General features: G+C 33.8%; 15 protein-coding genes. 4 read left to right on the top strand and 11 right to left on the bottom strand.

Annotation, left to right across the window (positions count from 1 at the left end):
* Positions 1–6: 6 nt before the first annotated feature.
* Entirely contained in the window at positions 7–531 is a 525-nt protein-coding gene (locus ACUUYC_RS20560; RefSeq protein WP_474268931.1) for a DUF7935 family protein, read from the bottom strand.
* Positions 532–666: 135 nt separating this feature from the next.
* Between ACUUYC_RS20560 and ACUUYC_RS20555 the strand changes: the two genes are divergently transcribed.
* Both ACUUYC_RS20555 and ACUUYC_RS20550 read left to right on the top strand, forming a co-directional pair.
* Positions 667–1,146 carry a hypothetical protein gene (locus ACUUYC_RS20555; RefSeq protein ID WP_474268929.1) on the top strand — a complete coding sequence of 160 codons (480 nt, stop codon included), beginning with the start codon at positions 667–669 and terminating at the stop codon, positions 1,144–1,146.
* 89 nt (positions 1,147–1,235) lie between these two features.
* Positions 1,236–1,907 (top strand): hypothetical protein, encoded by a 672-nt coding sequence (locus ACUUYC_RS20550; RefSeq protein WP_474268927.1) that lies wholly within the window; start codon positions 1,236–1,238, stop codon positions 1,905–1,907.
* Positions 1,908–1,954: 47 nt separating this feature from the next.
* Here the strand turns inward: ACUUYC_RS20550 and ACUUYC_RS20545 are convergent, their stop codons facing one another.
* From ACUUYC_RS20545 to ACUUYC_RS20515, 7 genes are all read right to left on the bottom strand, one after another.
* Positions 1,955–3,511 carry an FMN-binding glutamate synthase family protein gene (locus ACUUYC_RS20545; RefSeq protein WP_474268925.1) on the bottom strand — a complete coding sequence of 519 codons (1,557 nt, stop codon included), beginning with the start codon at positions 3,509–3,511 and terminating at the stop codon, positions 1,955–1,957.
* A 129-nt stretch (positions 3,512–3,640) separates the two neighbouring features.
* Positions 3,641–8,233 (bottom strand): beta strand repeat-containing protein, encoded by a 4,593-nt coding sequence (locus ACUUYC_RS20540; protein ID WP_474268922.1) that lies wholly within the window; start codon positions 8,231–8,233, stop codon positions 3,641–3,643.
* Positions 8,234–8,256: 23 nt separating this feature from the next.
* Positions 8,257–13,353, bottom strand: coding sequence for a leucine-rich repeat protein (locus ACUUYC_RS20535; protein ID WP_474268920.1), 5,097 nt, complete (start codon positions 13,351–13,353; stop codon positions 8,257–8,259).
* A 159-nt stretch (positions 13,354–13,512) separates the two neighbouring features.
* A complete protein-coding gene (locus tag ACUUYC_RS20530; protein WP_474268918.1) occupies positions 13,513–14,157 on the bottom strand; it encodes a response regulator in 645 nt (214 codons plus the stop codon).
* Entirely contained in the window at positions 14,150–17,146 is a 2,997-nt protein-coding gene (locus ACUUYC_RS20525) for a sensor histidine kinase (RefSeq protein WP_474268915.1), read from the bottom strand. Before ACUUYC_RS20525 ends, ACUUYC_RS20530 begins: the two co-directional genes overlap by 8 nt.
* Before the next feature lie 264 nt (positions 17,147–17,410).
* A complete protein-coding gene (locus tag ACUUYC_RS20520; protein ID WP_474268913.1) occupies positions 17,411–18,679 on the bottom strand; it encodes an amidohydrolase in 1,269 nt (422 codons plus the stop codon).
* Positions 18,680–18,854: 175 nt separating this feature from the next.
* The gene (locus ACUUYC_RS20515; RefSeq protein WP_474268911.1) at positions 18,855–20,102 is read right to left on the bottom strand and encodes a hypothetical protein; all 1,248 of its coding nucleotides are present in this window, start codon (positions 20,100–20,102) and stop codon (positions 18,855–18,857) included.
* 146 nt (positions 20,103–20,248) lie between these two features.
* Between ACUUYC_RS20515 and ACUUYC_RS20510 the strand changes: the two genes are divergently transcribed.
* Positions 20,249–21,265, top strand: coding sequence for a hypothetical protein (locus tag ACUUYC_RS20510; protein WP_474268908.1), 1,017 nt, complete (start codon positions 20,249–20,251; stop codon positions 21,263–21,265).
* A 135-nt stretch (positions 21,266–21,400) separates the two neighbouring features.
* A complete protein-coding gene (locus tag ACUUYC_RS20505) occupies positions 21,401–23,740 on the top strand; it encodes an ATP-dependent helicase (protein ID WP_474268906.1) in 2,340 nt (779 codons plus the stop codon).
* A 165-nt stretch (positions 23,741–23,905) separates the two neighbouring features.
* Here the strand turns inward: ACUUYC_RS20505 and ACUUYC_RS20500 are convergent, their stop codons facing one another.
* Genes ACUUYC_RS20500 through ACUUYC_RS20490 form a run of 3 tightly spaced genes read right to left on the bottom strand, consistent with a single transcriptional unit; the run spans position 23,906 to position 25,238 of the window.
* Complete coding sequence (locus ACUUYC_RS20500) at positions 23,906–24,412, bottom strand: TlpA family protein disulfide reductase (protein WP_474268902.1); 507 nt, start codon at positions 24,410–24,412, stop codon at positions 23,906–23,908.
* A 57-nt stretch (positions 24,413–24,469) separates the two neighbouring features.
* Positions 24,470–24,916 (bottom strand): SRPBCC family protein, encoded by a 447-nt coding sequence (locus ACUUYC_RS20495; protein WP_474268901.1) that lies wholly within the window; start codon positions 24,914–24,916, stop codon positions 24,470–24,472.
* Positions 24,909–25,238 (bottom strand): ArsR/SmtB family transcription factor, encoded by a 330-nt coding sequence (locus tag ACUUYC_RS20490; protein WP_474268899.1) that lies wholly within the window; start codon positions 25,236–25,238, stop codon positions 24,909–24,911. The genes ACUUYC_RS20495 and ACUUYC_RS20490 overlap by 8 nt, the downstream gene beginning before the upstream one ends.
* Positions 25,239–25,502: the final 264 nt, after the last annotated feature.

The raw sequence follows: 25,502 nt of genomic DNA, 5'->3' as shown, positions 1-25,502 counted from the left end.
TATTGATTACGCATGTAAAAAATCAGCAACTTCTTTCTTAATAAAAGATAATGCTGCATCACTTGGTGCTTGATTTTCCATCATTTCGGTTAAAATGACTTCTCGTAATTTATCGGCTGAAGTTACTTTTCCGGTCAAACTACCTTTTCGAATCAATTGTATTGTTGCGTTTTTTGAAGCAATAATAATATTCCAACATTGATCGCTCATATAAATCTGTTGTGATAAATTGTGCTCAAACTCTTGTTCAATACTCATAATTAACAAACGTTCATAATCATTCTTATCTGTTGAAGTAGGAGAGACGCGTACTAATAATTTTGATGGTGTAATACGTTCTAAAAATAACGAAAGACGTTCATAGGCTTGTAAACGTAATGGTAATGCTTCTTTTTGAGCATCTTTGTGTAATAAAAAGCGTCTTCTTTTATCTTCATTTATCATATGATCTCTAAAGAAAAAATAAGCAATTCCTCCAGTAATAATAGCAGGAATAGAATACATCAATAAATCAAAAATTTTGTCTTCCATAAAAAATAGCAGTTTTAGCAAACATAATACGTTTTTACTAACTAGGCAAATAAACATTTATTGTATGAAAGTGATGGTGATATAGTTGAAATTCCCGTTATTTACTTCTAAGTTACCCTAAATCATTGCATACACATGAAGGCAGTTACAGTATCAATACTCAAAAAAGAATTAAAACAACACACGCAAGAAGAACTCATTGAAATCTGTTTAAAACTGGCAAAATTCAAGAAAGAGAACAAAGAATTATTGACGTACGCACTTTTCGATTCTCATGATGAAGACCAATACATTCATGAAATAAAAGAAGAAATCGATGTAGAATTTTCAAAGTTGAATCACGATAGTTTATATTATGTCAAAAAAAGTGTGCGCAAAATTCTACGCATGCTCAAAAAGTACATCCGATACTCTAAAAAGAAAGAAACTGAAGCATATGTTTTATTGTATTTCTGTGGAAAATTGAAAGAACTGAAGCCTGCACACAAGCGAAGTCTACAAATGATAAATATATACGATCGACAATTAGCAATGGCAAAAAAAGCCATCAGTACGCTTCATGAAGATATACAATACGATCTTATTCTTGAGTTAGAAGAATTAGATGGGAGTTAAAATATGAACTTTACTCACTCAAAGCCCCTATTGGCTCAATTAAGATTGATTTGGCGATCTTTTTTGCATATTTTCATAAAAAAATCTAAATGAAGAAGATTATATATTTATTGCTCATGTTAATAGTAACAATGTCTTTTACAAGCGTAGATGATATTCATATTTGGTTTCCCAAAAAACTAGGAACATTTCTAAATTGTGAAGGTGATAATGTCATCCTTGAGTTTGAACTTTACACAAACTCTAGGAAAAAAGTTGAAGTACATTCTTTTAACTTTAATGACAATGATTTTACTTTAGAAGTAAATGGAAAAGAAAAAAGCATCACGGAAACTTTTAAAATTCGTAGAAAACGTCCTTTAAAAGTTAAAGTAAAATTCAAGCGTGATTATAATAAGAACCAAGAATTATTCAAATTTAAAACCAATCATCAAGAATATATAGAAAATTCTATAGCGGTAAAATATGGGACCTATAGAATTACTCCAGAATCTATTAGAAAAGGAACAGAACAAATCGTGAATATTTCTGAAAGTTGTACAGATAGTATTGCAATTTCTTTCCCGTATGGAGGAACTATTTCATCTGCAACAGTTTATAAAGATTCTTTACAGCTTACTGCTGAGCCTTTTAAACATACCACTTATAAAATTAGAGGTAAGAATAATTATTTGAAATTCTCAAAAGCTGACATTGGAACATACCATGTCAGTTTTGGTGCATGTCATTGGGGAAATGATTTTATGTTACATATTAAATGATAATATGTCAAACATCAAACCATCATAATTTTAAATAAACAAATTAACTAGTTCGCTTTCCCTCCTAAATGACTACAATCTTTCAACGCTTGCATATCTGTAAATGGTACAGGCGTCTTTTTATAACCATACGTGCCATCTAATTCTTTAGATAAGTTATGGTCATCTACATTAACCTCAATATCACTCATTTTAAACTGACATGGATGTTCATGACCAGCTGCATGCGTAATTTCTACAAATTCTTTTCTAAATGTTTTAAAATATTGTGCCAAACGAACAGATTTTAATGTTGGGTCAATTCCGTTTTGTAACCACTTATTTTGTGTCGCAACACCAGCAGGACATTTATTCGTATGGCAAATTTGTGCTTGAATACATCCAATACTCATCATCGCTTCACGCGCAACATTAATACAATCAACGCCCATAGCAAACGCCATAGCAGCTTTAGCAGGAAATCCTAACTTTCCACTTCCGACAAAAACAATACGTTCAGTAAGTCCTTTTTGTTGAAACATTTTATACAAATCCGTAAATCCATAAACCCAAGGCAATGACACGTGATCTGCAAAACTAGGTGGCGCAGCTCCAGTTCCACCTTCACCACCATCTACGCTAATAAAATCAGGTCCTTTTCCTGTAGCATTCATAATATCTGCTAACTCTTCCCATTGTTCTAGTTTCCCAATAGCAGCTTTAATTCCAACAGGTAATCCTGTAGCTTCCGCAATTGCTTCTACAAAATCCATCAATTCAGGTACATTTGAGAATGCTTTATGATTTGGTGGAGATAATACATCTTTTCCAACTTCAACACCTCTAATCTTTGCAATTTCAGGTGTAATTTTTGCACCAGGTAATACACCACCTTTTCCAGGTTTTGCTCCTTGTGATAATTTTACTTCAATAGCTCTAATGAATGGATTTTCTTCAACCAATTTGACCATTTTTTCCATAGAAAAACCACCATCATCAGCACGAACACCAAAATATCCTGTTCCGAAATGAAAAACCACATCACCGCCATGACTGTGATAAGGTGACAATCCGCCTTCACCTGTATTATGGTATGCGCCAGCTATCTTTACTCCTTTATTCATTGATTCTACAGCTTTTGCAGATAATGAACCAAAACTCATAGCTGATACATTAATTACAGAAGCAGGTCGATATGGACGTTTTCTTTTGTTGAATTCTCCCATCACTTTTGCACATGGTAAAAATGTTTTATCAATAGCATTTGGATGATTTTCTCCTACTTGATATGGCATCATCGCATTGTTGATGAACACATGTTGGTGCGCATAAATATCTCTATCAGTTCCGAAACCTTCGTAGTTATTTTCTTTTTTCGCTGAAGCGTAAATCCAGCCGCGTTCAATACGATTGAATGGTAATTCTTCACGATTGTTTGCTACAAAATATTGACGAATTTCAGGACCAATACTCTCAAACATATATCGTATGTGTCCAACGATAGGGAAGTTGTGACTAATGGTATGTTTTCGTTGAAAAATATCGCGAATAGCAATAATTACTAACACAATAATAATCCAAAGCCACCAAGAAATTGAGCCAAGAAATGAAAGAATGGTATCCATAGTTATAGAAAGATTTGCTCAAAAATAAGAATAATCTGTTTTGAGAACCTATTCTTTTATTTTTTTTGCAATAAAAAACGTCTAAACTTCAAGTTTAGACGTTCTATTAATTTATAATTTGAATTCCTTCTAATTTTCAGGTAACTGTTCTTGTATCCCATACGTACTAAAATTCAAGAAGTTTCCAGGATGTGCTAATACGTTTTGTAATATAAAAGGTGTATCTGGTGTTGTTCCAGTATATTGTGAGTCTCCATTCATATCAATATCATTCGTATTATAACCTGAAAGTGTATACGTAGGAAAGTTTAAAAAGTTCCCAGAGTCATTCAATACTTCTGATAAGATACTTGGCGCATCAGGACTCGTTCCTGAATATTGTACTAATTGATCTCCATTAGCATTTCCTGCCCAAAGTGCTAAAACATTTGGTGTGCCAGCTACAGTAGTTTGTGCATTTGTACCAAAAGTAATTGGAGTTGTCGCATCTGTAAAGTTTATAGTTGTGGCTGTTCTGTTTAAAGCTATTGTATTTGTTGTCATAACAGCTAAGTGATTCCGATGTTTAATTGCTAAATAATAATCACCACTTGCTTGATTAAAGCTTACTGAGGATATACCATCTATAGTTACAACATCACCATCACGCTGTAATAAAGCAGACTGCCCATCAATTACTAAGGTGTTATCTGTAGCATCACGTAATTCTACCCAAACCCAATCTATAATATCATTATTTGTATTACCTGTTGTGTTAGTTCCTCCAGTATTGAATACCGATGCATCACAAGTTAAGCCATCTGTATATGGTGATGTAGTTGGTAAATAATCTAAAGATCTTAAATCGTCTCGCATTAAGCTTGTATTTCCATTAGATAGTAAAGCGCCTTGTAAAAAGACTACTGGACTTACAGTAATTGGAATTATTTCTAAAATAACTTCTGTTGCTGTATACCTAACATCCCAATTGTAACCTGCTGGCAAGTTTACCGTATCAAAAGTTCCTAAAATATTACCTGCTGTTAAAATTGTAAAAGTATCGCCTATATTTGGTAAATAATTATCTAATAAAGTTACCTCTAGTGTACCGTCTATAGCTGCTGTGCCAGTTACTGTTACGATATCGAATGTGGTAGTATTTTCTAATTCTATTTGTAAGTTAGCTGTTGTTTGTGCTGAATAATTGTTATTAAAAGTATAGGAGCCAGGAGAATTCCCAGGGCTTAAGGTACCTGCATTTGTAAAATCTTGGGTATGACTTGTGTTGATTCCAGAAAGTATTCCTGGATTACTAAATGTTCCTGAATTATCAAATATATTATTGTTGGTAAACGTTCCATTATTAACTAATGCACCACTATTAGTATAGATACCTGTGTTTATAATAGCACCGTCATTGATTAAGGTAGACGGCATTAAGGTAGTCGACATGCCATCATCTGATACATCTATGACTAAAGTAGCTCTGTTATCTATAACACCAGTTTCTGAATTATGGAGTGTAGAAAGAACAGGAAAACCAAATGCAATTGTGCTAAGTGTTCCTCTATTTAATAGTGTTCCGTTATTTATAAACGTATCATTTCCCATACCGGCTATGCCATCGGGTAATATTTCAATGATATTATTATTTACTATTTTTCTACTTAACCTAAATCCAGTCTCTCCTCCAAAAATTTTCACGATGCCTTCATTGGTAAATGTTTGGCTATCAAAAAACATAGCTATACGTTTAGTATTTATGGTACCTGTATTGGTAAGTAAACCAAAATCTAGAATGGTTATAGACCCCGTTGTGATTCCTTCATTTGCAAAACTCCCAGAACCTCGATATGATCCATTAAATTCATTTGTATTAAGGAATACACCATCATTAAATAGAGATAGAGAACTAAAAATAGTAAACACACCATGATTTGCAATAGTTCCCTGATTTGGAAAAGAATTATTATTATGTATATCAAAAACTCCTGTGTTATTTATCGTTCCTGTGTTGGTATTAGAAGGATTAGATGTAAGTGTTAATGTAAGTGTACCATGATTATTAATGGTACCCTGATTTCTAAACAAATGCATGGAGGTATTATCGGTAACCTCGAAATTTGCATTGGTGTTATTTACTACAGTTCCTGCGTTTGTAAATGTTGCATTGGTGTTAGAAAATGTACCAAAATTGTTAAGTGTACCTAATGCGAGCGTAGTTACTGCACCAGAATTGGTTATACTACCCGTTGCTTGGTTATTTGTAGTACCAGAAGTGCTTAACGTTCCCATAGTATTCATAGTGATAGCTCCTTCATTTGAAAGGGTTCCAGATTCGAGCGTAGTTATTGTGCCAGCATTAGTTATACTACCCGTTGCTTGGTTACTTGCAGTACCAGAAGTACTTAACGTTCCTGTAGTATCCATAGTGATGGTTCCAGCATTCGTGAAAGTTCCTAATTCTAGTGTAGTTATTGTGCCAGCATTAGTTATACTACCCGTTGCTTGGTTACTTGCAGTACCAGAAGTACTTAACGTTCCTGTAGTATCCATAGTGATGGTTCCAGCATTCGTGAAAGTTCCTAATTCTAGCGTAGTTATTGTACCAGCATTAGTTACACTACCCGTTGCTTGGTTGCTTGTAGCACCAGAAGTATTTAATGTTCCCATAGCCTCAATAGTTATGGAGCCTCCATTGTTAAGTGCGTTACTATTTGTAATTGTTCCATTATTAACTAATGCACCATTATTAGTATAGGTACCTGTGTTTATAATAGCACCGTCATTGATTAAGGTAGACGGCATTAAGGTAGTCGACATGCCATCATCTGATACATCTATGACTAAAGTAGCTCTGTTATCTATAACACCAGTTTCTGAATTATGGAGTGTAGAAAGAACAGGAAAACCAAATGCAATTGTGCTAAGTGTTCCTCTATTTAATAGTGTTCCGTTATTTATAAACGTATCATTTCCCATACCGGCTATGCCATCGGGTAATATTTCAATGATATTATTATTTACTATTTTTCTACTTAACCTAAATCCAGTCTCTCCTCCAAAAATTTTCACGATGCCTTCATTGGTAAATGTTTGGCTATCAAAAAACATAGCTATACGTTTAGTATTTATGGTACCTGTATTGGTAAGTAAACCAAAATCTAGAATGGTTATAGACCCCGTTGTGATTCCTTCATTTGCAAAACTCCCAGAACCTCGATATGATCCATTAAATTCATTTGTATTAAGGAATACACCATCATTAAATAGAGATAGAGAACTAAAAATAGTAAACACACCATGATTTGCAATAGTTCCCTGATTTGGAAAAGAATTATTATTATGTATATCAAAAACTCCTGTGTTATTTATCGTTCCTGTGTTGGTATTAGAAGGATTAGATGTAAGTGTTAATGTAAGTGTACCATGATTATTAATGGTACCCTGATTTCTAAACAAATGCATGGAGGTATTATCGGTAACCTCGAAATTTGCATTGGTGTTATTTACTACAGTTCCTGCGTTTGTAAATGTTGCATTGGTGTTAGAAAATGTACCAAAATTATTAAGTGTACCTAATGCGAGAGTAGTTACTGTACCAGAATTGGTTATACTACCCGTAGTTTGATTGTCTATAGTTTGAGAAATAGTAAGTGTTCCTTGCGTTTCAATATTTATAATTCCTACGTTCGAGAATGCTACCGTATTTGTAAATACGCCGTTACAGTTTAAGGTTCCTGTATTATTAAATATATTATTGTTTGTGTAATTACCATTATTTGTAAATAATAAAGGGTTATTAAGGGTACCATTATTTGTAATAGTACCATTGTTTTCTATAGTACCTTCATTTGTGTAGATACCTAAATTTAACATAGTACCAGTTGCGGCAATAGTAAGCGTTCCTGTGTTGTTAAAAAGAGAAGTATTCTCTAAAGTGGCATTATTTACAAAGGTTCCTGTATTGTTTAGTGTTAGAGGATTAACGAAAGTTCCATTATTTGTAACACTATTCGTGTTATTAAAGGTGCCATTATTTGTTACCGTTTTCTGGTCATTATTTACAAAAGTACCTGTGTTTTCTATTGTTTGTGTATTTACAAAAGTTCCGTTATTTGTAAACGTACCCGATATATTTAGTTGTTGAGCATTAGTGAAACTTCCAGTATTTGTTAACGCGGCAACATTGTTTATTGTTGCCATATTAGTAAAGGTTGCTGCTGTGTTAAAAGAACCGTTATTATTAATAATTCCTGTTCCCGAGTTTTCTATTGTAGCGTTTTGACTAAAAAATAAATTGGCAACTGATTGTATTTCAATTACTCCAGTGTTTATAAGTGATCCCGTGACATCTACACTTGAACCAAAACCTATAGTAATAGTCCCTGTATTAGAAAGTGTTCCCGAAGTACTTATAAAGGCAGAAAACCCTCCAAATTCTGTCGCAATAAGAGCGCCTTCATTAATTAATGTCCCGGTATTAGAAATTCCAGAATTAATACCAGTTGTAATACTTCCAGAACTTGAAATAGTTAAGTGTCCAGCATTTATTATATCTGCCTCGACAATATTTCCGTTAATAATTACAGTATCTCCAGCTACTATAGTTGTACCAGGGTAAGAGGGTGACCAATTGGCTGTATTTGCCCAACTTCCGTCTCCGGAATAGGTATACGTAGTTTGTGCGTTTAGGCTAAATACTGTAAAACAAAGAGTTACGAGTAGTAGTAATTTTTTCATAGGGAATCTTTTTTAATAAAAGTTTAGTTTTCAGGTAACTGCTCTTGTATCTCATGCGTACTAAAATTCAAGAAATTTCCTGGATGTGCTAATACGTTTTGTAGTATAAATGGTGTATCTGGTGTGGTTCCAGTGTATTGCGTGTTTCCATCCATGTTTACATCATGACTGTTATAGCCATTTACAGTATGAGTTGGGAAGTTTAAAAAGTTCCCAGCGTCATTAAGTACATTCGATAAAATGCTTGGCGTATCTGGAGTTGTTCCTGAATATTGCACTACAGTATCTCCATTTGCATTTCCAGCCCAAAGTGCTAACACATTGTTTGATTCTGGCGAATTTGTTGCTGTAGGTCTAGTAAGTAATGGTAACATCACAGTTGCTTGCGCATTTGTACCAAAAGCAATTGGATTTGATGCATTTGTAAAATCTACAAATGTAGTTGTGTTATCAAGCTGTACTGTGTTTGCTGTCATTACTCCTAAATGGTTGCGATGCTTTAAAGTGATATAAAAGCTATTGTACGGAATTGAAAATTCTATATTAGAAAAACCATCTACCGCAACAACATCTCCATCACGTTGCAATAGGGCAGAAGTACTGGCAATAACTGTGGTATTATCGCTTTCATCGCGTAATTCTATCCATATCCAATCTACAATATCATTTTGTAAAAAACCTCCTCTAGCGGCAGCGCTTCCTCCACTAAACACAGAAGCATCGCAAGTTAAACCATCTGGATAAGGTGATGTGGTTGGTAGGTAATCAGCAATTCGTAAATCATCACGCATTAAACCATTTGTATTTCCTAATAAAGCGCCTTGTAAATTTACTTTTGGTATTAGTATTAATTTAAATTGGTATTCGTAAGCACCAACATCTATTGCTGTACCGAGGTTACGTATTTCTCTTGTAATATCAGTCGTTTGTGAGTTTGATGCAGTATCTCCTGAATCTATTAAAACACCTGTTTCTGAAGGAAGCAAACCATCGTCTGCTGTGCCAAAAACATTGTCTAAACCATCAATATCAGCACTATTTGTGAATGGGTCTGCTATGAGTTGCGTAAAACCTGCAGGCGAACCAAATTGTGTTGGGTTTGTCAAAACATAATTATTAGTTCCTGATACTGTAGAGTTATTTCCTAAACCAATGTCTCTAGTATTGTTATATAGTACAGTATTTGTAATTGTAAACTCACTACTACTATTAGCAATAAGTGCAGACCCGTTTGATCCAGTAGATGGTGAGGTATTATTAAAAATAGTAAGGTTGGTTAATGTGGCACTACTTGATGAATCATTATAAATTGCCGGACCAGCATCAGAAACATTATTGGCTAGTAATACATTAGTTGCAGTAAAAGATGCACTTTGGTTATACATACCACCACCAATACCAAAGCCTACTGTATTATTGTTATGTATTACAACATTAGTATAACTCGTATTAATGGTTTGTTTATTATAAATACCTGCACCAATATCAGCAGTGTTATTACGAATAATTAAATTAGCAAATACAGCACTAGAATTATGGTTACTAATACCAGCACCAAGTCGTCGTCTTACATCTATACCTTCAATAGTAAGGCCAGTTACTTCATTAAAAGTAGTTAGTCCACCTTCTATAATAAAACCGTCAAGTCGTGTTTCTGCATTGTCTAAAACCGATGTTACTACATGATATACATTATCTGCGGAAGATGACGGATTGCCTATATTACCACTTAATATGCTAGGGTTTGAAGCAATATCGCGTTGATCAATTGAAGTTTCGGTAGCATTAAAACCACCATATATTTTTACGCCATTAAGTAAATGAAAGGTGAAATCTCTACTGCTAATACCTGCAGTAATAGTATTATTAAAAGGAAATGAATTTGGTGTATACGTACCACTCGCTACCCAAATTTCAGTTACTGATGCACAGTTACGCGCAGCAACAATAGCATTTGGTAGACCAATAAATCCTTTTTCCCAACTAGAACCATCAAAATCACTTGTAGCGGATTGATTCACATATAATCTGGTAGGACTATCATTTAAAAGAGTTACTTGTGCTGTTTGCGTGCTAACGTTTCCATAAAAATCTGTGACACTCAATGTTACCGTATTTGCACCTAGCATAGAAATGTCAAAAGTATCTATGTCTATAACTAATGATTCAATACCACAATTATCAAAAGAACCATTATTAATATCTCCTGCTGTTATTGTTGTTGTTAGTGCACCACAAACTAAGCTTACAGTAATATCTTGTGTTATGACTGTTGGGAGAACAGTATCGAAAATGGTAGTATCTGTATGTACCCAGTTACTTGTAGCGCCAGTTAATGCTACATTGGTTAGTTGTAAATTATTTGCATTACTTGAAGTATCTAAAATACTGTTAACACTGCTATTGTTTGAATTTTCAAATCCTTGGTTAAAATTATAATGCGCTATTAAATCTGTTCCAGATGGAGTAGGAGTACAAAGAGCTGTGCCGCCTACTTTAACTGTATTCCAGATACGTATATCTCCAATATCTCCCAAGAAATATTCATTTGTGGGAAAATCAACATCAACACCAACATAAAGGTTGAGGTTAGCTCCTGTTGCTGTACTAAACTCTGATGCAAAAGCACCAATAGCTGTTCCATCTACATAAACAGTTGTACTACCAGAATTATCATCAGTTATGGCTATATTATACCATTGGTTTTCGTTAAACGTAAAGGGAATTGTTAGGTAGATATTTCCGTTCCAAAAACCAATACCAGTGAGGTTTTCTAATAGATTAAACAAGTATTTCGTACTACTGCCAGTACTATTACGATAGCCTAAAATGGTTTGCGATGTTGTTTTTGTTTGCGGTTTAATACGCATTTCTATAGTACCCGTGGTAATATCTAAAACTGAAGGGTTTGTAGCCACAGCATAATCGTCTACACCGTCAAAATTAAATGCAGTTGCAGCCATACAACTTGTCGTAAATGTAATAGTAACGCTCGAACTATTTATGCAATTTCCTGCTGTAGTATAGGTTACAGTATAGGTTCCTGGTGTTGTTGTAGCGGTGTCAATTTCACCTGTATTCGGATTTATTGCAAGTCCAGTGCCTGCAGAAAACGTTCCTCCTTCTAAACCTGTAATTGTGGGAGTAGGATAGGCAACATCACAACCATACATTGAAGCGTCATAGCTAAAAGAAGCGTCATCAATAGCAAAGACTTCTATGGTATCTGACGCTGAAACTGAGCAACCATTAGCGTTTGTAATATCATAAGTAATAGTGTGTACACCTGTACTTACTACTGTTGGATCAAAACTATAGGTTGTTCCATTACCATCATCTATAACGCCTGGTCCTGAGTATACACCACCAGATGGAGTAGCGTTACCCAATCCAGTTTGTACACCAGCATCCAAGCATACATCTGTTGGTGCCGAAAAGGTTACCGTATCTAACGCAAATACTTCTATGGTGTCACTAGCAGTAGCTGTACAACCATTAGCATTTGTGTACGTATATGTAATAGTATGTATTCCTACACCTGCTATTGCTGGGTTAAAACTATAAGTTATTCCATTAGCATCATTTGTTACTCCTGGACCTGTATATAAACGCGTACCTAATAAATCTGTACTTGCAGTAGCATTACCAGAAATGTAATTTAGAAGATCTCCAACAACTGTAAAATCGGTTCCAGAGATGAAGTTTATAGTTCCAGAAGCACCTATAATAGTGGTATCTGCTACGATATTTGGAGTTTGACCATTATCAAATGTTAGTGTTATGGTGTCGTCCAAAGCTGTTGCATTCACTAAATTAGCTGTACTACCACTAGCTCCATTGTTTGCAGTAACGTCTGTGGATAGCATAGCTCCAGAGCTATCAAATACAATATCTCCTCCAACAAAACCACCAAATCCAAAAACATCATAATCAATATTTAAGGTAACTGTTGTAGATAGTATAGTTACTGCTGGAGTACCGCCACTAAGTCCTGTTTGAGTATCTGCATTCAGACATACATCTGCTGGTGCAGTAAAAGTTGTATTTGGTACTGCAAATACTTCTATGGTATCAATAGCGCTATCAGTACATCCAGTACCATCTGTATATGTATAAGATATAGGATGCGTGCCAACACCAGCAACTGCTGGGTCAAAACTATAAGTTGTTCCGTTGCCATCGTCAGTAACACCTGGTCCAGAATACACACCACCAACTAATAGTCCGCCACCTAGACCATTTTGTACACCTGCATTTAAGCATAGGTCTGCTGGAGCTGTAAATGATAAACCAAAAGTGCAAAGATCAAAACAAGTGAATCCAAAGAAACCCGTGTATGAAGGATTATTTGTATAGTTTGTTAAAGCAGAACAAGATACGGTTACAGATATATCTCCTCGTCTTATTTGATTAAATGAATTTAGAAAACTATCAGATTGTATTGTTGGTGGTAGGCTACCTAAAAAAGTAAGACTGTGCTGTCCACTATTTGGATTAGTTGGTATTGCAAACGAGAAAGCAAACCCTCCAATAGAGGTTATACCACTACCTATAGTGACACTAGAAACTGGATTGCTAAAAAAAGCTGAATCTCCCATAGTTGTTACATTGTTGGGAATGGAAACACTGGTTAAATCATTGTTATTAAAAGCGTAACCTCCTATACTTGAAACACTTTCAGGAATGGTGAGATTTGTTAATTGATTAAGTCTGAAAGCACCAAATCCTATAGAGGTTACATTAGTACCCATAGTCACACTAGTTAATTGATTTTGTAAAAAAGCATAATTCCCGATATCAATAACACTATCTGGTATGATTACACTTGTTAATTGACTATTACTAAAAGCAGCGGCACCTATATTTGTTACTGTATAGGTTACATTAGCAGCATCGGTAGCCATATCTGGAATTACAATGTCTAGATTTGTATTACCAGCAGCTCTTCCTGTAACCGTTACTGTAGCTGGGTCGGAATTTACGCTATACGAGAGACCTTGAAAATCAAAATTTTGTGAAAATGAAATGCTAGATATACATAACATGGCAGCTACTAGTAGTCGTTTCACAATAAAAGGCTTTAATAAAAAAAGAATTGTAATTAGTAGTAATTTTTTCATAGGGGTGAATTTTTAATACACTTAAACATAGTTTTATCTTTGTAGGGAATACATTGATTGGTAGAAATTACAAGATATACTGCAATTTGCTACCAAACAATACGTAACGATGTCAAATAATACGTATGGGTACGTAGTAAAGAAAATAAGTTAAACGGCTTATAATGAAAGAATTATATCTTTATGGGCGTTTGCCCAAATGGTAAGAGCATCTAAGTTGGACGCTAAGTCGAGCTTGTTTAAAATATTTGTGCGATGCTTTTGCACTGTTCTTACAGAAATAAGTAATGACGCAGCAATGTCTTTTGAAGTATGACCTTGCGCAATGTATCTAATAATCGTTTTTTCGGAAGGAGATAAGCGTTTTATTTTTTCTAATTCTGGCGAAATTTCACTTTCAAAAACTGTATCAAATATTTTACTAAAATAAGAGTCGCCATTTTTGATCGCATGTAGGCAATTTTGCATTTCGGTAAATGGTTCGTCTTTTAATAAGTAGCCAGAGATATGTAAGTTTTTTGCTTTATATATAAAACCTCTTTCTTTATGTGAAGTCAATACAATAAATTGAGTGTTTAAGTTTTTGTCTTCACATTTTTTTATCACTTCAAAACCATTTAATAAAGGCATTTCTACATCTAAAATTGCAATATCTGGATTTAGTCTCGTAATCAACTCTAATGCAATAGCACCGTTTACGGCAGTATCAATCACATTAAAACCGTTGGATGTTAACTCTTCCGTTAAGCCTTTTAACAACATTGGATGGTCGTCTGCTACTACAATTGTTAAGTTTCTAGCCATTTTTCAAAGGGATTTTAGCTACGATTATGGTTCCTTGATTTGGTTTGCTATCCATAGTTAATTCGCCATCTAATATACGAATACGTTCGTACATGGTTTTTAAGCCTAAGCTATGTTGCTTTTGTGCTTTTGTAGCATCAAAACCTTTTCCGTTATCCTGAATGCTAATTTTAATTGTATGATCTAACTTTAATACAGCCACAGAAATTGCTTTCGCTTCTGCATGCTTTAAACAGTTATGAATACATTCTTGAATAAAACGATAGCAATTTAGGGTTTGTTCTTCATTAAAATATGCATCAATATTTTCAATATCTGCCGAAACAAATAAATTGGTTTGTTCATCGACTTCTAAAATGAGTTGTTCTATACTTTCAGTGAAGCCTAATTGTTTTAATAATGGAGGATATAAACCACGAGAAATAGCACGTACTTCTTCTAAGGTATTGTGTGTGAGCGACGTAATTTCGTCTTGATTGGTGTTTTGCGCTTTCTTTTTTATAAGTGTGAGTTGCTGACTTATACTGTCATGCAATTCCTTAGCAATGCGTTTGCGTTCGTCTTCTTGCGATTGTATCAAACCTCTTGAAAATTCTTCTTGCAACTGCTTTCTCTTTTTTGCTTGAACTAATAACCAAACAAGAAAACCTATAATAGATAACGATACTAAGGTGAAAAACCACCATTTCTTATAGAAAAACTCAGTACTCTTAATATTTACTATTAATGATTCACCAATTTTATTGCTAGAATAATCCGCTGCCTCAATTTCTAAAATGTAGTTTCCAGCTGCTAAGTTTGGAAATTGAATGCTGTTTTTGTCTCTTAATTCTACCCAATCCTTATCGTTCAGTCTATATCTAAAACTATAGCCTTGATTGACAGCGTTTGTGTTTTTTAAGCCAAAATCGATATCCAATGCACGATTTTCACTAGGCAAAGAAATGCTGTAATTGTTTTTAAAGGTATTTCTATTAAACTCATCTTTAAAAATCTGTTCTTTTTTATGATAGCGCCTAACTTTTAAGAGTGTTAATTTGGCTGAATCTTTTTGCGTTTTTAATGCTTTTGGATCAAAATAATTTAAGCCTTTTATCATACCAAAAAATAGTCCTTTTTCGGTTTTTAACGCACTATATCGATTGCCTTCATAATGACTAAATCCATCTTTTTCTGAAAAACGTGTTGTAGTTTTATCTTCAATATTAAATGCAACTACACCATTAAACGTGTTGATCCACCATACATCATCATCCACTAAAATAGTTGCGATTCCTGCATTTAATTCATCCTTGTAAATTGTAGTGAAACGTTCCGTCTTCGGATTAAATGCTGTAATTATTCCAGAACGAGAACCCAATAAATATCCATAGTCTTTATGGTAATCTAACATTAAAATAAAAGGATCTTCTAGGTCCGTTTTACTGTTATAAAACTGAGTTGTATTGTTTAATACATTATACGTCAATAAACCTTTATTTGTTCCTGCTACAATAAGATTATCATGTTTTTTTAGTTCAATATCATATATAATAAGTGAATCTGTTTCTATTAAAGGAGTATGTAGTTCTGTTTTCGTATTAAACTGCATTAAACTATAGCCTTTTGTACCATAAACAATAACACTATCATTTAGCTTTTCAAGACATAAAATTGGGTAATGCCGATAGCTTTTTGCAACTCTTGTTTTTGTATTTACTTTTAAAATACCATAGTTTCCATTGGTCCATATAATGCTGTCTTCGAGCATCATATTTCGTGACGCTTTATTTAAAGCCGTATTATTTAGCGTAATTTTATATGGGACAATTTCATGAGTGCTAGTATTTATTTTAAACCAACCGTTCTTTTCTGTGGCTGCTAAAACATGGTTCTTGTCTAATGATTTTATTGCTCTAAGTTCATAGTCTGGCAGAAAATTTTTTACGGCAGTACTTGGAAACTTAAAATAGTGAAGCTTACCATTGGTCGCTAGCCATAAGTCTTCACGTATGTTTTTTGAAGCTACTTTTAGGCTATAAGTAACATTCATATTTGATTGATAGTCAGTTGTTAGTAAATTGTCTTTAAAAGAATTAAAAGAAACGCTTTCCTCGTTTGAAGCAATAATACGTGTGTTACCAAAAGAATCTGTATACGTGTTTAAGTGAATGTTTGGTAGCTCATTATTTTTGATTCGTATAATATCTTTCTTTGTTTCGTCTATTTTATAAAGGTTTGGATTGTTCTGTAAAAACACATACTGTGTATTATTTTTAATAAAGACTTCATCAATAACAATTTTTTTTTGCTGAGGTGATGTATGTGTATCTACCGTATCAATTAGTTTGATTAAGTTGCCATTCCAATCAAAAACTTTAAGGGTGAAATTATCGTCAGAAATCATCACAAAATCTTTAAACGGAAGAATTCTACTGTAGTCTTCCATTAAAAATCTATTCTCTGTGCTTGTAAAGCTGAAGAGTTCTTTTGAAGATAAATCGGAGTTTAGGAGTCTAAGCGAAATTGTTCTGTCTTTTTGCAAAAGCAAATAGTCTTTATTTTCGTATGAAAATATATTTGAGATGCCATCTAAAAAAAGGTCAAAGCCTTCAAAATTGACTTGCTTAAACTCAGTTGTAAAAGGATCGAAGAGTAGTAATGTACGCCCTTTAGCTAACTTGCAAACGACATAAAACTTACCATCTTTTCGTTTATAAATTTGATTTATAATTTTTATTGAGTTGTCATATTCAGGTAACGGAATACTATGAAACGTATTGCCATTAAAGCGTTGTAGCGCCATTTTTTCAGTACCGGCTACAATAGCTCTGTTATCTAAATTACTTCCGCCTAGCCACAAAAAGCCATCATCGTCAAAACACAACGCAGAAACAGTATCTATTTCCAAACCATCTTGTGTAGTATAGGTCTTTTGAAATAGCGTATTAGATTGTGAAAACGATACAATTGTATAAAAGAATAATACGTATAATATACTTTTATTCATAGGGGATTATAGAAATTAGTATTCTTATAATAGCATTGTAAAGGTATCTAAAAAAAGTAAGCCAACCCGTTGTGCATTTTGATAAAATTCGTCAATTCGAGTGAATTTTACGATTGAAAATGAGTAAAATTTGTATCGAGAATAGAATTTTTTAGCCTGAATTGGTTCTCGATACGATTTTTCGTGCCTCAAAATCACTCGAACTGACGCTTGATTATACTTTTGATTTCAAAATGCGCAACGAGTTAAGCCATTATTTTCTTATTAATTGTTGAGGTAATCTAACGTAAGTTGCACAAAGGTTTTCACGCCCAATTTCATTCCGCTTTCATCAATATAAAAATCAGGTGTATGATGTGAAGTAGCTTCTTTTCCAACAGGTTTTCCACCTAAAAAGAAATACAATCCTGGTACTTCTTTTTGAAAGAATGAAAAATCTTCTGCACCAGTAATGGCTCTAATTTCTTTTACATTTTCTGCTCCAGCTGCTTTCTGTAAAGAAGGAAGCATTTGTGCGGTTAATGTTGGATCGTTGTATGTAATAGGATATCCTTTTTCTATATCTATTGTAGCTTCAGCTCTATACGCTTTTGCAATATCAGGAACCATTTCTTTCATTCGTTTGTTGATAAACGCTTGCATGTCATAATCTAACGTACGAATTGTTCCTACTAATGTTGCTTTCTCAGGAATGATATTACTTCGTACACCACTAGTAAATTTCCCAATAGTAATAACAGCGCCTTCTTTTGTCAATTCAGATTCTCTACTAATAATCGTTTGTAAACCATCAATGATTTTTACACTTGCCATAATAGGATCAATACTTGTCCAAGGTCGTGAACCGTGACTTTGCTTACCATTTACGGTAATTTCAAAGCTTTGTGAAGCTGCCATAATTCCGCCAGATTTATAACTGATAGTTCCAACATCGTTTCCAGCACTAATGTGTAAACCAAAAATTGCATCTACATCAGGGTTTTTCAAAACTCCTTCTTTTACCATCATTTCAGCGCCGCCTTCTTCACCTTTTGGTGCGCCTTCTTCTGCAGGTTGAAAAATGAATTTTATAGTTCCTCTAATTTTATCTTTATGTTTTGAGAAAATCTCTGCAACGCCCATTAAAATTGAAGTATGCGTATCGTGTCCGCAGGCATGCATAACGCCAGTATCAACACCATTAAAGGTTGTTTTTACTAAAGATTTAAAGGGAACATCGGTACGTTCTGTTACTGGAAGTGCATCAATATCAGCACGTAGTGCAATTACTTTTCCAGGAAGATCACCTTTTAAAACTCCAACAACACCAGTATGTGCTACACCAGTTTGTACTTCTATTCCTAATGATTTTAAGTGTTTTGCAATTTTCTTAGCAGTTTCAAACTCTCTATTAGATAATTCTGGATTTTCATGAAAATCACGTCGCCATTCAATCAATTTTGATTCAATAGCATCTATATCTTTTTTAAATTCTTCTTGAGCATTTATAAAACAAAAGGCAAGTAAAAAGAACGCAAGTAGTGGTTTTTTCATAATATTTGTGTGGTTGGGAATTATTATTCTCAAATATATTCAATTTTTTTGTTTGTGGAGAGGAATTCTAAAATGTTATGTAATTGTAGTAAATGAGTGTTTCAAATTCTCGAAAAATAAAAAACTTCCAGTTTCCTGAAAGCTTTTAGTATATGTAATGTGTATGTTGTATGAATTATTTCTTACGAATTGGTTTTGGAAATAATGCTTCAAACGTATTTAGAATTTCATATGCATTTTCACAAATTCCCTGTGTTGGATGATTGTTGACAGAATGATTCCAACGTAAACAAATAATACTTTTATATACGTCTTGGAATGAAATATTGGTTGTTACATAGTACTTATAATATAAATATAAAGCAGTGACAGTCACGGAACGACTTCCTCCATCATGACAATGAATTAACAAATTTCCTTGTGCATAAAAATTAACCATTCCATCTGCTTTTTGTTCCGTAGGCGTTTTAAAATTTAATAACTGTTCTGCTTCTAAAACTGCAGCAACTAAGGTCATGATATCATTTTCACTTCCATCTACCAAACCAACTTTATCTAATTGATTCAAATAGTATGCTTCATTATCAGCCAATTCAAATGGCAATGCGGCTCTTTTATCTATTGTAGGATCTGAGAATGGAATTTGTAAATCTTTTGCATCATTTTCATCATAAGCTACATTTAACACACCTGCAATTTGATTATCTATAATGGCTTGTTCATTTAGTAAGAAACCTGCGCCTACAAAAATAAATTGTTCTGTTAATCCTTTTGGAACGGAAGCTTTTGGAACTTGAAAAATACATGTCATTGCTATATTTGGGAAGTTTCCTGCTGGAGTAGGAATTTGAGTTCCAAAGAAGCTTACTGGATCAACATTTTGTAATTCTTCACAAAATGAAAGAGTTACAGGATCTACAATTATATCATCTGAATCACCATACATTAATAACTGTGGAAACTGTTCTAAAGTATAACTCTTGTCTGCATTCAGTGTTAATTTCCATACTAAATCAAAACAATCACCTGGCCATTTCTTAGTAGGAACTTTTAGCGCGCCAAAAGCAGTTGCAATAGCTTCAATATCTGTATGTTGCCAAGCTATAGCTATTTTTGAATCTGTATATTTATGATCTCCAAAAATATGCGTAATCATTTCTTGATATTCATACTTTAAGTATTTATGATGTACTTTTTTATCCAAGCGTTCTGCCAATGGTGTAATCGTTTCTATTGGACGTTCACTATGGCTTTTATGTCCAACGCCAGCCGCAAAAATATGATCGATAGTACCAAAAGCATCAGGTAAGTAGTAGGCAAGTGCAGCCGCGCGTTCATACCCTTTAGTTGATAAGTTTTCATTGCTTGTATCAGCAGGTTTTTCTGCATGTCTAAGAATCAATATTTCTTTAGGATGTCCCATGTATTTATTTTTCTCTAAAATTAGTAAAATATTCCAAAGTTGCTACAACGTAGTTTTACGTAATTTTTTATAATATTTAGGATAAACACTATTTCATTGTGTAAAAAAATAAATTACTTTTATCGCTACTATCAAACAACCGAGTCATGAAGAGATGTATATTAATTTTCGTTGTAATCTTACTATCAAATTTTATGGTTGCCCAAGATTCGAATAATGACAAGGGATTTACAGATTATTACCCAATTGCAGTAAAACCTACATTTAGTTATCAATCGAATATGAATTCTCGTGAAAATATTCTATTTGATGCAAAGCCCGTTGTATACTATAGTATTTATAATAACACACGTCGTATTATGCAAGAAAGTGTTGACCGTAGAAGTGATGCTATTTATATTACGTTTCAACCACATATTCGCATGTATGCAGAAAATTCAAAACCTGTGAAAACACCTTCATATCGAATTTTACTAGGTTGGCAACAATTATACAAAACAAAAAATAATAATTTCTTTGCATGGGCAATTGAATCTGGACATTATTCAAATGGGCAATCTGGTTGTGCTTTTTTATCAGGCGAACAAGACGAAACGATGCCGTGTTCAGATTTTCATGCTACTATAACAGACAATAGTAACTTATCAGATTTACTAAATAGAACTAACGGAAACTTTTCTACTAATACGACAAAATTATCGTTCAATTTTAGGTTTAATAATTTAAATAAATTTGATAAACCTTATAAAGTTCATTCGCTTACAGCTTCTTGGGAATTGTACCATAATAAGTTTATTGGACTTCTTGAGTTTGGTGGTTATACAGATTTTGATATCAGTATTTATGGTAGAAATCGTTTCGGATTAGGCTATGAATATATTCATGCATGGAAACCTAATTTGCGATATGCACTTGAACAAAAATTTGAAATCATTCAAGGAGCGCATCCTTTTGTAGAACCTCTACGAAGCGAAACTACATTTACAGTCTATCCGTTTGATCGTAATATTGGCATCTTTGCAAGTTATATTTACGGACATGATAATTATAACTATCGTTTTGTCGATTCTGGCAATCAAATTTCTATTGGTGTTAGTTGGGATTGGTTTACACCTTTTCAAATAAAAAGAGCTAAGATTATTAGAGAAGATTCTAATCAGTAATTTTTTTGTTTTCGATACTAGCGAATATAGCATAACGATTAAAAACCCATTTTTCATCATTTAGCAAAAAAAGTGCATAACTTTCGTATAAAGGTATTGTAATAGCGAGTTGAGTGTTTTATTTTTGAGGCAATTATGCAGCAAGACATTCATCACTATATAAATCAGTTAAATGACGCGCAACGAGCGCCAACACTTCACAAAGATGGAGCGTTAATGGTCATAGCTGGTGCAGGTTCAGGAAAAACAAGAGTACTTACGTATCGAATTGCGTATTTAATGAGTCAAGGAATTGATTCATTTAATATTTTATCGTTGACATTTACCAACAAAGCAGCGCGTGAAATGAAAAAACGTATTGCAGATATTGTCGGCGGAAGCGAAGCAAAAAATCTATGGATGGGGACATTCCATTCTATTTTTGCAAAAATTCTACGTTTTGAAGCGGACAAACTTGGCTATCCAAGCAATTTTACCATTTATGATACGCAAGATTCTGAACGTTTAATTCGTTCCATTATCAAAGAAATGCAGCTTGATAAAGATATTTATAAGTACAAGCAAGTTCGATCGCGTATTTCTTCGTTTAAGAATAATCTAATAACAGTTAGAGCCTATTATAATGATGCTGATTTGGTAGAAGCTGACGCAATGGCAAAACGCCCAAGAATGGGAGAAATCTACAAAGAATATGTAGATCGTTGTTTTAAAGCTGGCGCGATGGATTTTGATGATTTATTATTGAGAACCAATGAATTACTAAATCGTTTTCCAGATGTTTTAGCAAAATATCAAAACCGTTTCCGGTATATATTAGTAGATGAGTACCAAGATACAAACCATTCACAATACTTGATTGTAAAAGCCTTGGCAGATCGTTTTCAGAACATTTGTGTGGTTGGTGATGATTCACAAAGTATCTATGCGTTTCGTGGTGCAAACATCAACAATATCTTAAACTTCCAGAAAGATTATGATAATGTTGAAATGTATCGCTTGGAACAAAATTATCGTTCTACGAAAAACATTGTAGAAGCGGCGAATTCTGTCATCGAACACAACAAAACACGATTAGACAAAGTAGTTTGGACTGCAAATGATGAAGGTGGAAAAATAAAAGTAAATCGTAGTGTAACTGATGGAGAAGAAGGACGATTTGTAGCAGGTTCAATTTTTGAAACGAAAATGCGCGAGCAATTACACAATGGCGAATTTGCCATTTTATATCGTACCAATGCACAATCGAGAGCAATGGAAGATGCATTGCGTAAGCGCGATATTCCATACCGAATTTATGGAGGTTTATCATTTTATCAACGTAAGGAAATCAAAGATGTGTTGGCATATTTACGTTTAGTTGTGAATCCGAAAGATGAAGAAAGTTTAAAACGTGTAATTAACTATCCAGCACGTGGAATAGGGCAGACGACGATTGACAAATTAGTGGTTGCAGCCAAACATTACGGACGTTCCATGTTTGAAGTCATGGAAAACATTTCTAAAATTGATTTAAAAATAAATAAAGGAACAAAAACTAAACTTGAAAACTTTATCACCATGATTCGAAGTTTTCAAATTATGAATGAAGGTGCTGATGCGTTTGAATTGACAAAGCATATTACCAAAAAAACAGGTTTAGTTCAGGAACTTAAAAAAGACGGAACTCCAGAAGGAATTGCACGTATTGAAAACATTGAGGAATTACTCAATGGTATGAAAGATTTCGTAGAAGGTCAAATAGAAGTTGCAGATGCAACAGGTGCGTTGGCAGAATTTCTTGAAGATGTTGCATTGGCAACTGATATGGATAATGACAAAGGAGATGATGATAGAGTTGCCTTAATGACGATTCACTTAGCAAAAGGACTGGAATTTCCATATGTATATATTGTGGGAATGGAAGAAGACTTATTTCCTTCCGGAATGAGTATGAACACACGAAGCGAACTAGAAGAAGAGCGTCGTTTATTTTATGTTGCGTTAACACGTGCAGAAAAACAAGCATACTTAACATATACGCAAAGTCGTTACCGTTGGGGAAAATTGGTGGATGCAGAACCAAGTAGATTCATTGAAGAAATTGATGAAAAATATTTAGACTATATCACACCAATTGAAAATTATCGATACAAACCGTTAATAGATAATGATATTTTTGGAGAAGTAGACAAAAGTAAATTGCGTTTACAAAAACCAAAAACAGGAAGACCACCAGTTGTGGGAAGTCCAACTCCAGAGCAAGTTCGAAAATTGCGCAAGTTAAAACCGCAAACATCAGAAAGTTCAACGCCAAGTCCAAGTTTATTTGACGGCGATTTAGCGCCAGGAACAAAAGTAGAACACACACGATTTGGTCGTGGTGAAATTCTACGAATTGAAGGTGTTGGAGGCGATAAGAAAGCAGAAATTCGTTTTCAAGTAGGCGGAATTAAGAAGCTACTGTTGCGTTTTGCAAAGCTGAAAATTTTAAGCTAATATTCAAAAAGCCGTTTCAAAATGTATTGAAACGGCTTTTTTTATTTTTAAATAAAAGCGCACTAAAATTTACGCTATAGCTTTCTTTCTCGGTATAAGTCCGTCTACAATTTTGCTTGAATTTTTGATTTCAAATCTTCTAGCCTAATTCATGTTTCAATGCTGTTATTCTTTTAGAAGTTCGTCTAACAGCTCAACCATTTTTGCAAACTCTGCATTTGTAAACCCTTTCGAAGCATAGACTATTTTACCATTTTTAATGATATAATTCCTCGGAATATATTTAGTAGCAAAATTGTTGTAAATCGCTTTTGAAACATCTGGATGCATCGGAAAAGTCGTTTTAAAGTCTTTCTGAAACTTTTGCACTTTTTCTAAATTATCACCACGACCAAAAGCAAACAAGGCAAAGTTTTCACGATTTTTATATTTCTGCCATACATCTTTTTCTAAATATGGCATTTCCATTTTACATGGCGGACACCAATTGGCAAAAAAGTTAATGAATACGACTTTGTCTTTATAATCGGACATTTTTATTTTTTTGCCGTTTTCTACCGTAAATACTAAATCTGAAACGTCTTGTCCTTTCTTGGCAACATCGCCTTCTTGTGCATATCCGACAAGGAAAAAAAGACTAAATGCCAGTGTTGTAATGAGTTTTAAATGCATTGTAAAGTTTGTTTTAATGTACCAACAAGATATAGCTTTTTGCTAAAATGATGCGAGTTACGAATCAAGAAATCCTTCCAATCGATCAAAAGCGCTTCCCCAACCATTGTAAATCCCCATTTTTTCTTGTTGACGGCAATACTCTTCTGTTTCGTGGATAACATGGAATGTAAATTGAGTTTTATCGCCATCTGCTTTAAAATGTACATGAATTTCCACATTTTCTGTCATGGGTTTAAAATCGGCAGTAAAAACTATTTTCTCTTGCGGAACAATTTCTGTGTAAACTCCTTCAGAAATAAACTTGTTTCCATCTGGCATTGGCATGCTAAATTTCCATTTTCCACCAGCAGTGAAATTATGTTCTTCAATATCTAATTTCATTCCATTTGGCGCCCACCAAGAAGCAATATGCTCCGGTTGTGTCCAAGCTTCCCATACGAGTGAAAGTGGTGCATTAAAAGTTCTTTCAATAGTAATAGTACGATTTTCTAGGTTACTCATGTTTTTTGTTTTTAGATTGTAGTTGGTGTAAATAGTTTTCAAAATTATCGAGCTTGTCTTCCCATAATTGTTTGTATTGATCAATCCAGAGAAATGCAGGAATCAATTCTTTAGGTTGAATTGTGCAAAAACGTTCTCGACCTTGTTTTTCAATTGTGATAATATCACATTCTTTCAAAATCTTTAAATGCTTTGAAATTGCAGGACGACTTACATCGAATTTTTCTGCAACAGCATTAATTGATAAGGTTTCTTCGGCTAACATTTCTATAATGTCTCTACGAACAGGATCGGCAATTGCTTGAAAAACATCTCTTCTCATAATTTATGTAACTAATCGGTTACAAATATAAATGTAACTATTCGGTTACGCAAATTATTTTCATTTATTTTTTTTGTGAATAATAGAGTAGGTTAATAAAAACAAAAGTCAATTCGAGTGAATTTGTAAAACAAATTTGTATCGAGAAGAGCTTTAAAAGCTAGAAGTGTTCTCGATACAATTTTCTTTATTTCATTACGAAAATCACTCGAACTGACGTATGAAATTTAATGATTAGTGATTTATAATGGTTGAATTTAGATT

This window comes from Kordia sp. E, assembly GCF_056033805.1.
Note: the sequence above shows the minus strand (reverse complement) of the source record. Positions and strands in the feature narration are given on the sequence as shown.

Coding starts and splice junctions, on each gene's coding strand:
- ACUUYC_RS20560 (WP_474268931.1), bottom strand. CDS start 531: ATGGAAGACAAAATTTTTGATTTATTGATGTATTCTATTCCTGCTATT.
- ACUUYC_RS20555 (WP_474268929.1), top strand. CDS start 667: ATGAAGGCAGTTACAGTATCAATACTCAAAAAAGAATTAAAACAACAC.
- ACUUYC_RS20550 (WP_474268927.1), top strand. CDS start 1,236: ATGAAGAAGATTATATATTTATTGCTCATGTTAATAGTAACAATGTCT.
- ACUUYC_RS20545 (WP_474268925.1), bottom strand. CDS start 3,511: ATGGATACCATTCTTTCATTTCTTGGCTCAATTTCTTGGTGGCTTTGG.
- ACUUYC_RS20540 (WP_474268922.1), bottom strand. CDS start 8,233: ATGAAAAAATTACTACTACTCGTAACTCTTTGTTTTACAGTATTTAGC.
- ACUUYC_RS20535 (WP_474268920.1), bottom strand. CDS start 13,353: ATGAAAAAATTACTACTAATTACAATTCTTTTTTTATTAAAGCCTTTT.
- ACUUYC_RS20530 (WP_474268918.1), bottom strand. CDS start 14,157: ATGGCTAGAAACTTAACAATTGTAGTAGCAGACGACCATCCAATGTTG.
- ACUUYC_RS20525 (WP_474268915.1), bottom strand. CDS start 17,146: ATGAATAAAAGTATATTATACGTATTATTCTTTTATACAATTGTATCG.
- ACUUYC_RS20520 (WP_474268913.1), bottom strand. CDS start 18,679: ATGAAAAAACCACTACTTGCGTTCTTTTTACTTGCCTTTTGTTTTATA.
- ACUUYC_RS20515 (WP_474268911.1), bottom strand. CDS start 20,102: ATGGGACATCCTAAAGAAATATTGATTCTTAGACATGCAGAAAAACCT.
- ACUUYC_RS20510 (WP_474268908.1), top strand. CDS start 20,249: ATGAAGAGATGTATATTAATTTTCGTTGTAATCTTACTATCAAATTTT.
- ACUUYC_RS20505 (WP_474268906.1), top strand. CDS start 21,401: ATGCAGCAAGACATTCATCACTATATAAATCAGTTAAATGACGCGCAA.
- ACUUYC_RS20500 (WP_474268902.1), bottom strand. CDS start 24,412: ATGCATTTAAAACTCATTACAACACTGGCATTTAGTCTTTTTTTCCTT.
- ACUUYC_RS20495 (WP_474268901.1), bottom strand. CDS start 24,916: ATGAGTAACCTAGAAAATCGTACTATTACTATTGAAAGAACTTTTAAT.
- ACUUYC_RS20490 (WP_474268899.1), bottom strand. CDS start 25,238: ATGAGAAGAGATGTTTTTCAAGCAATTGCCGATCCTGTTCGTAGAGAC.